Origin of the sequence: Streptomyces sp. WAC06614, from assembly GCF_003949795.1 — a bacterium.
Taxonomy (GTDB): Bacteria; Actinomycetota; Actinomycetes; order Streptomycetales; family Streptomycetaceae; genus Streptomyces.
The window spans coordinates 1-7,178 of the sequence record NZ_RPRY01000336.1; the positions used below are offsets into that span (position 1 = coordinate 1).

8 protein-coding genes are annotated in these 7,178 nt (G+C 73.5%); 4 read left to right on the forward strand and 4 right to left on the reverse strand.

Annotated features, from left to right (window positions below; all coding sequences use genetic code 11):
* Together EF918_RS29865 and EF918_RS29870 are read left to right on the forward strand one after the other, a co-directional pair.
* Positions 1–126, forward strand: a 126-nt coding sequence (locus tag EF918_RS29865; RefSeq protein WP_148141226.1) for an integrase core domain-containing protein, incomplete at its 5' end; no start/stop codon positions are given.
* A 196-nt stretch (positions 127–322) separates the two neighbouring features.
* Positions 323–2,305 carry an APC family permease gene (locus EF918_RS29870; RefSeq protein WP_125652056.1) on the forward strand — a complete coding sequence of 661 codons (1,983 nt, stop codon included), beginning with the start codon at positions 323–325 and terminating at the stop codon, positions 2,303–2,305.
* A 39-nt stretch (positions 2,306–2,344) separates the two neighbouring features.
* On the opposite strand, the gene EF918_RS29875 is transcribed toward EF918_RS29870, so the two are convergent.
* Together EF918_RS29875 and EF918_RS29880 are read right to left on the reverse strand one after the other, a co-directional pair.
* Entirely contained in the window at positions 2,345–2,995 is a 651-nt protein-coding gene (locus EF918_RS29875; protein ID WP_125652060.1) for an NADPH-dependent F420 reductase, read from the reverse strand.
* An 82-nt stretch (positions 2,996–3,077) separates the two neighbouring features.
* Positions 3,078–3,893: an inositol monophosphatase family protein gene (locus tag EF918_RS29880; RefSeq protein WP_125652061.1), complete on the reverse strand. Its 816-nt coding sequence runs from the start codon at positions 3,891–3,893 to the stop codon at positions 3,078–3,080.
* Between the two features lie 129 nt (positions 3,894–4,022).
* On the opposite strand from EF918_RS29880, the gene EF918_RS29885 reads away from it, so the two are divergent.
* Complete coding sequence (locus EF918_RS29885; RefSeq protein ID WP_125652057.1) at positions 4,023–4,946, forward strand: LysR family transcriptional regulator; 924 nt, start codon at positions 4,023–4,025, stop codon at positions 4,944–4,946.
* A 48-nt stretch (positions 4,947–4,994) separates the two neighbouring features.
* On the opposite strand, the gene EF918_RS29890 is transcribed toward EF918_RS29885, so the two are convergent.
* Positions 4,995–5,237: a protealysin inhibitor emfourin gene (locus tag EF918_RS29890; protein WP_125652058.1), complete on the reverse strand. Its 243-nt coding sequence runs from the start codon at positions 5,235–5,237 to the stop codon at positions 4,995–4,997.
* A gap of 163 nt (positions 5,238–5,400) precedes the next feature.
* On the opposite strand from EF918_RS29890, the gene EF918_RS37340 reads away from it, so the two are divergent.
* Complete coding sequence (locus EF918_RS37340; protein WP_185921980.1) at positions 5,401–5,541, forward strand: hypothetical protein; 141 nt, start codon at positions 5,401–5,403, stop codon at positions 5,539–5,541.
* Positions 5,542–5,589: 48 nt separating this feature from the next.
* On the opposite strand, the gene EF918_RS29895 is transcribed toward EF918_RS37340, so the two are convergent.
* Positions 5,590–6,645: a serine hydrolase gene (locus tag EF918_RS29895; RefSeq protein ID WP_125652059.1), complete on the reverse strand. Its 1,056-nt coding sequence runs from the start codon at positions 6,643–6,645 to the stop codon at positions 5,590–5,592.
* Positions 6,646–7,178: the final 533 nt, after the last annotated feature.

The window sequence follows — 7,178 nt, forward strand, 5'->3', positions numbered from 1 at the left end:
GACCGTGACCGGATGGAAGCGTTCACCGACTGGCTGCACTGGTACAACTACCACCGACCCCACACCGGCATCGGCGGCCAAACACCCGCCAGCCGCGGCACCAACCTCTCCGGACAACACACCTAGGGCCTTCCTCCGGGCCGGAGAGGACGCCCGGGGTTGGTGGGAGTTCCGCCGGGCACAAGGGCAGGGCGGGTGAGGGGACTCGTCCGTGCGGTGCGGTGCGGGTCCGCGTCGGCGGCGGGCCCGTGCTCGATGATCGCGGTGAGGCCGCGTGCCGGTGGCCGTGTGCTGAGCAGGGTGGAAGGGTTTGATGGGGGACATGAGCAACGTGGATCGCACGGGTATGCCCGAGGTGGTGGACAGCCCGGCCCTGCGGCCCCAGCCGTCGGGCGGGCTGGGACGGTGGATGCTGCGGCACCGGGTGCAGCCGGTGGGGCCGGCGGCCGACGAGGGGCACGCCGAACCGCACGCCTGGTGGAAGGTGATGTGCCTGACCGGTGTCGACTACTTCTCCAGCCTGGCCTACGTCCCCGCGATCGCCGCTCTCGCCGCGGGCGCGGTCTCACCGCTGGCGACGTTGCTGATCGTGGCGTTGACGCTGCTGGGCATGCTGCCGATGTACCGGCGGGTCGCCGAGGAGAGCCCGCACGGCGCCGGGTCGGTGGCGATGCTGGAGGACCTGCTGCCCTTCTGGTGGGGCAAGCTGTTCGTCCTGGTCCTGCTCGGTTTCGTGGCCACCTCGTGGATCATCACCATCACGCTGTCCACGGCGGACGCGTCCGTGCACGTCGTGGAGAACCCCTTCTTCCCCGCGGCCCTGCACGGCCACGAGGTGGCCCTCACGGTGGTCCTGCTGCTCGTACTCGGCGGGGTGTTCCTGCTGGGGTTCAGCGAGGCGGTCAGCGTGGCCATCCCCCTGGTGGCGGTCTTCCTCGTCCTGAACGCGATCGTCATCGGCGTCGGGCTGGCCCACGTGTTCACCACCCCCGGGGCCTGGTCCGGGTGGACCGACGCCCTCGCGGCGGGCGGAGGCGGCTTCGGCGACCTCCTGGGCCCGGCGCTGCTCGCCTTCCCGCTGCTGGTGCTCGGCCTGTCGGGCTTCGAGACCGGCGTGAGCATGATGCCGCTCGTCGCCGCCGAGGGCGCCGATGCCGAGCAGCGGCTGCGCTCCCGCATCCGCAACACCCGACGGCTGCTGACGACCGCGGCCCTCATCATGAGCGTCTACCTGCTGTCCGCGAGTTTCGTCACCACCCTCCTCATCCCGCACGAGCTGTTCGAACCGGGTGGTGCGGCGAACGGCCGTGCCCTGGCCTGGCTGGCCCACGAGCAGGTCGGCGAGGCGTTCGGCACCGTCTACGACATCAGCACCATCCTGATCCTGTGGTTCGCCGGGGCCTCCGCCATGGCGGGACTGGTCAACATCGTCCCCCGGTACCTGCCGGACTACGGCATGGCCCCCGAGTGGGGCCGCGCCGTCCGGCCGGTCGTGATCGTCTACACGCTCCTGTGCATCCTCATCACGATCGCCTTCGACGCCGACGTCGACGAGCAGGCCGGCGCCTACGCCACCGGCATCCTGGCCATGATGGTCTCCGGCGCCTTCGCCGTCACCGTCTCCGTCGCGCGCCACCGCCGACGGCCCGCCACCGTCGGCTTCGCCCTGCTCACCGCCGTCCTGCTCTACGCCCTGATCGCCAACATCGTCGACAAGCCCGACGGCATCGTCATCTCGGCGTTCTTCATCGCCGGCATCATCGTCGTCTCGCTGATCTCCCGGGTCTCCCGCACCACCGAACTGCGCGCGGACCGCATCGTCTTCGACGCCGACGCCCGCCGGTTCATCGACGACACCCTCGCCCACGACGACGCGATCAACATCATCGCCAACCGCCGCCAGGCCGGCGACGTCGCCGAGTACCGCGACAAGGAACGCGAACAGCGCGGCGTCAACCCGGTCCCCGGCCGCGCCGACGTCATCTTCCTGGAGATCGACGTGGTCGACCCCTCCGACTTCAGCGACACCCTCACCGTCCACGGGGCCGAGGTCGGCGGCCACCGGATCCTCCGCGCGGCCGCCCCGGCCGCACCGAACGCCATCGCCGCCATCCTGCTGGCCCTCCGCGACGCCACCGGCGTCCAGCCGCACTGCCACTTCGCCTGGGCCGAGGGCAGCCCACTGGTCCACATGGTCCGCTACTTCCTCCTGGGCCGCGGCGACACCGCCCCGGTCACCCGCGAGATCATCCGCAGCCACGAACCCGACCCGACCCGCCGCCCGGGCATCCACGTCGGCGGTTGAGCTCCCCACCCGCCCACCACCGCGGCTGGACAGGGCCGGTCAGCGGGCGAGGGAGACGGCGAAGGGGGTGAAGCCGTGGCGGCGGAGGACGTGGGGGACGACCAGGATCATGGCCTCGGTGGCGCGGGCCGTGGTGACGTCACCGAGGTCCTCGATCCATGCGGGCCGCCAGCCCAGGTCGTGGAGGAGACCGGTGACGGTCTTCTTCGCCTGTGCGTCGTCGCCCGAGAGGTAGGCCGTCGGTGGGGTGGCCAGGCTCTCGGGAGCGGTCATCACCATGAACAGCATGGTGTTGAGGGTCTTGACCACCTGGGTGTCGGGCAGGGCGGCCTGGAGCTTCTCGGCGAGGCTGCTGCCGGGATGGCACAGGTCGCCGGGCAGGCCGTCGGCGGCGTCGCGGGTGGCGTTGGAGACGTCGACGAGGATCTTGCCGGCGAGTTCGGTGCGCAGGCCGGCCAGGAGGTCGAGGGCGCCGTCGCCGGGCGTCGCGTTGATCACGATCTCCGCGGTGCGGGCGGTGGTGCGCTGGTCGGCGAAGGAGATGCGGGGGCCCATGGTGGCGCGGGTGGCCGCCGTGGTGGCTTGCGTCGGGTCGCGGCGGCCGAGGACGACGTCGTGTCCGGCCTCGGAGAGTGCGCGGGCCAGGTGGGTGCCTACGCGGCCGGCGCCCAGGATGCCGATCCGGGTCATGCGGGTCCTCTCGGTCAGGTGGGTCGTGCGGGTCATGTGGTCGGGCTCCTTCGGGTGCAGCGGTGGCGGGGAGGGGCGGGTGTCAGGCGATCGGGGAGAGGACCTTGAGGGCGGCTCCGTGGAGGCCGGGGGCGGCGGCCAGGAAGTCGCGGCTTCCGGTCGTCCAGGGCGCGCCCGTCAGGTCGGTGACGGAGCCTCCGGCCTCGGAGACCAGCAGGGCGCCGGCGACCAGGCCGGAGCGGACGTCGGAGAACTGCCAGAACGCGTCCATGCGCCCGGCGGCGACGTGGATGAGCTGCATCGTGGCGGGAACGGACACCCGCACGACCAGGCCGTGGACGAGCATGGCGGTGACGGAGTCGCCGATCCGCCGGAAGGTGCGCTCGTCCTCGCCCGGCCGGGCCTGGCCCGTGCCGGTGAGCGCGGCGCCCAGGTCGGTCTTGGCGGACACCGTCAGGGGCCGGCCGTCGAGACGGGCCCCGGCGCCGGCGACGGCGGTGTAGGTGTCGCCGGTCAGCGGCAGGTGGACGACGGTGAGCACCGGCTGGTTGTCGCGGACCAGGGTGGCGGTGACGGCCCAGTCCTCCATGCCGTGGACGTGGTTGATGTTGCCCTCGGCGGGGTCGACCACCCACCACTCCCCGGCCGGGAGCGGGCCGCCGGCCAGCTCGTCCTCGGCCCACCGCGACCCCGGCCGGGACCGCAGCAGCGGTTCCCGCAGCACGGCGAGCACCGCGTCGTCGTTGGCGTGGATCTCGCCGACGACCTCGTCCAGACTCACGCCCCGGGGGTGCGAGGTCCAGCGGTCGCGCAGGGTGGCGCCGGCGGCCTTCACCGCCGCGGTCACGTCGGACAGGAGCGTCGTACCGGCGTCGAAAGGCGTGGCGGCTGCGCGCATGGCTGTGCTGCTCATGGGGGCTCCTCGGGATCGGTCGAAGCGGGCGGTCCGTCCCGCCCGTGCCCTTCGACCGTAGGCTGCCCGACCATTAACAACCAGTGCATGCTTGTCACTTGTAGAGTTACTGCCATGCAACTGGATCTGAATCTGCTCACCGCCCTGGACGCCCTGCTGGAGGAGGGCAGCGTCGCCGGCGCAGCGGCACGCCTCCACGTCACCGCACCGGCGATGAGCCGCTCCCTGGGCCGTATCCGCAAGGCCACCGGCGATCCGATCCTGGTCCGTACGGGCCGCAGCATGGTCCCCACCACCCGCGCGCTGGCCATGCGCGCCCAGGTCCACGCCCTCGTGCAGCAGGCCCACGAACTCCTCTCCGCGCAGGAGGAGCTGGACCTGGCCACGCTGGACCGGGTGTTCACCGTGCGCTGGCACGACGCCCTGACCGCAGCCTGCGGCACCGCCTTGACCACGGCCGTCCTTCACCAGGCCCCCGGAGTCCGGCTGCGCCTGTCCGCCGAACCCGGGACCGACGACGCCGAGTTGCGGCGGGGTGAGGTCGACCTCGAATCGAGCTCCAGCGCCCCGACGTTCCCCGACGTCCGCCACCGCCTCGTCGGCAGGGACCGGCTGGTCGTCGCCGTCCGCCCGGGCCACCCGCTCACCCGAGGCCCCCTGGGCCCGGAGCGCTACGCGGCCGCCGAACACGTCACCGTCTCGCGGCGCGGCAGCCTGCGCGACCCGATCGACGACGCCCTGACCGCACGCGGCCTCGAACGACGCGTCGTCGCCGCCGGGCCGACCGCCGCCTTCGCGCTGCAACTCGCCCTCGACAGCGACCTGGTGGTCACCCTCCCCGACGCGGTCACCCGCACGGCCCGGGAGCACCTCGGCCTGGCCACGCTGCCACCACCGCTCCCGCTGCCCGAGGTCCCCCTGTACCTGCTGTGGCACCGGCGCTACGACAACGACCGCGCCCATGCCTGGCTGCGCGACCTGGCCACCGGGACCGTCCAGGCCCTGTTCGCAGCCGGGCGGAGCCGGCCAAGAGGGTGACCGCGACGGTCACGGACGCCCTCCTGCCGGCCCCGTCACGGGACCGGGTCAGGCGCCTTCGACCAGGACGGCGCGGACCAGTTCGCGCTGTTCCTCGGTGAGGAAGGGGTCCTGGACGTCGAGCACCTGGTCGTCGACGGTGATGCGGTAGTGGAAGCCGTCCGCCGTGGGGGCGACGGCCCGGTGGGCGAGTTCCTCCCAGCGCGCGGCGTCCGGGCGGGCGTGGGTGTCGAGTTCGCGGGTCTTCTCGACGCCGGTGAAGCCGCCGGACCGGGTGACGGTGATCAGCATGGCCGTTCCTCCTGATGTCGAGTGCGGGCGGCGGTGTGCCGCCGTCCTCGCGGTTGCCCCGGATCCCCGTCCGCTCCCGCCTCCGGGCCGCACCGGGCCCCGGAACGTCCGGAAACCGCCGTTCCGTGGCCGGAGCCGTGTCCGCCGTCCAGGGGAGCGCGCGGTGTGCCGGGTCGGCGCTGCCGCCGGGGGTGGCGACGGCGACTGGGTGCAGGGCAACGACATCTGGTACCGGCTGCACGGCAAGCCCGGCTGGGTGTCTGCCCGGTACGTGCACAACTACACGGTCGTGCCGTGGTGCTGAGCCGGTGACGGCCCGGGCGGACGCCCGGGCCGGGCCGTAGGGCGGGGCTCACGCGGACTGCTGCTGGAGGGTGCGCAGCAGCGCGAAGGCGGCGGAGTCGACCGGGCGACGGGTGTTGCTCAGGACGACGACGGCCGTGCCGGTCTCCGGGTCGAACCCGGCGAAGGAGGAGAAGCCGCCGGTGCCGCCGTTGTGCCAGATCTGGAGGTGGCCGCCCTGGCGGGGGTGCAGGTGGTGGGCCGCCCAGCCCAGGTGCTTCCGGATGAAGCGGTTCGTGCGGTGCTCGACCTCCCGGCTGAGCCGGATGGCCTCGCCGAGCTCGGCACCCCCGTCACCGTCGACGCCGTCGAGCTGGGCCCGTACGTACGTCACCAGGTCGGTCGCGGTCGACCACAGGCCGCCCGCTCCGACGAGATCGGCCAGGTGCCAGGGCGGGGTGGGGCGGCGCCGGCCGTCGTGCCCCTGGGCGAGCCGGCCCGGCCGGGTACCGGCGACCGAGACGGCGGTGTCGGTCATGCCGAGCGGAGCGCATATGTGCTCGGTGATCAACTCCTCGTAGGTGGTGCCGGCGCGGCGGGCGAGGCCCAGTCCGAGGAGCCCGGCACCGAGGTTGGAGTAGTGGACCCGGCGGCCGGGCTCGGCACGCAGACGGGTGCGGGCCAGCCCGGCCAGCAGGACGTCCGCGGTGCAGCCGGCGTACGGGTCGGGGGTGCCGGGGCGCAGCAGGGCGCGGAGCAGCATGCCCTTGGGCAGCCGGGGGAGGCCGGAGGTGTGCGTGGCGAGGTGCCGCAGGGTGATCTCGTGGCCTCCCCGGGACGGTACGGGCGTGCCGTCGGGGAGGAGGGAGGCGAGCGGGTCGTCGAGACGTACGGTGCCGGCGACTGCCATGCGGGCGAGGGCGAGCCCGGTGAAGGTCTTGGTGACCGAGCCGATCTCGAAGAGCGTGCCGGCGTCGGGGGCCGCGCCGCCGGCGTGGGTGGTTCCCGCTCCCGCGATCTCCACGTGGCCGCCCGCGACGGCGGCGACCACGACACCGACGTGCCGTCGCGCGAGCTGCTGCGCGGTGCGCCGGGCCAGGGTACCGAGTTCGTGTGCCGTGTCCATGCCTGAATCATCGGGTCGCGGGAGGGCGGCCCCGCTGCGCCGGGATGATGATTGCGCGAGGGCCGCCGTGCGACCTGAGGAGGAGCAGGTCCGCGACGAACGGGTACGCGCGCGACCCGCCGACGCCTCTTTGCACGGGGGAAGGCGCCGTGCCGGCCGCCCGGGCGGTCCGCCAGGAGGCGGCGGCGCGGGTTCGGCGCGCGACCGGTGAAGGGGACATGGACATGGCCCGGCGTTCCGCAGGACCTCGGGTTCCCGCCGAAGGACTGTGCGGGCTGGACGACCTGGCGGCCTACGTCCCGCGCCGCAAGGGACGGGCGGCGGCCGGTGATCATGCTGACGCACAACCGCGAGCGGCACGAGGTCGATCTGGGCCGGCACCCGCGGGCGGAGGAGCTGCTGTGGCGCCCGGGCCCGTCTTCCGACCGACCCGTGCCGTACGTACGTCTTCCGCCCCGTGCGGTGGCGTGCCGTCGGGGCGTCGGCCGCTGTCCCGCCGGTACGGTGGGCGCCGCACACCGCCCGCCGGAGGG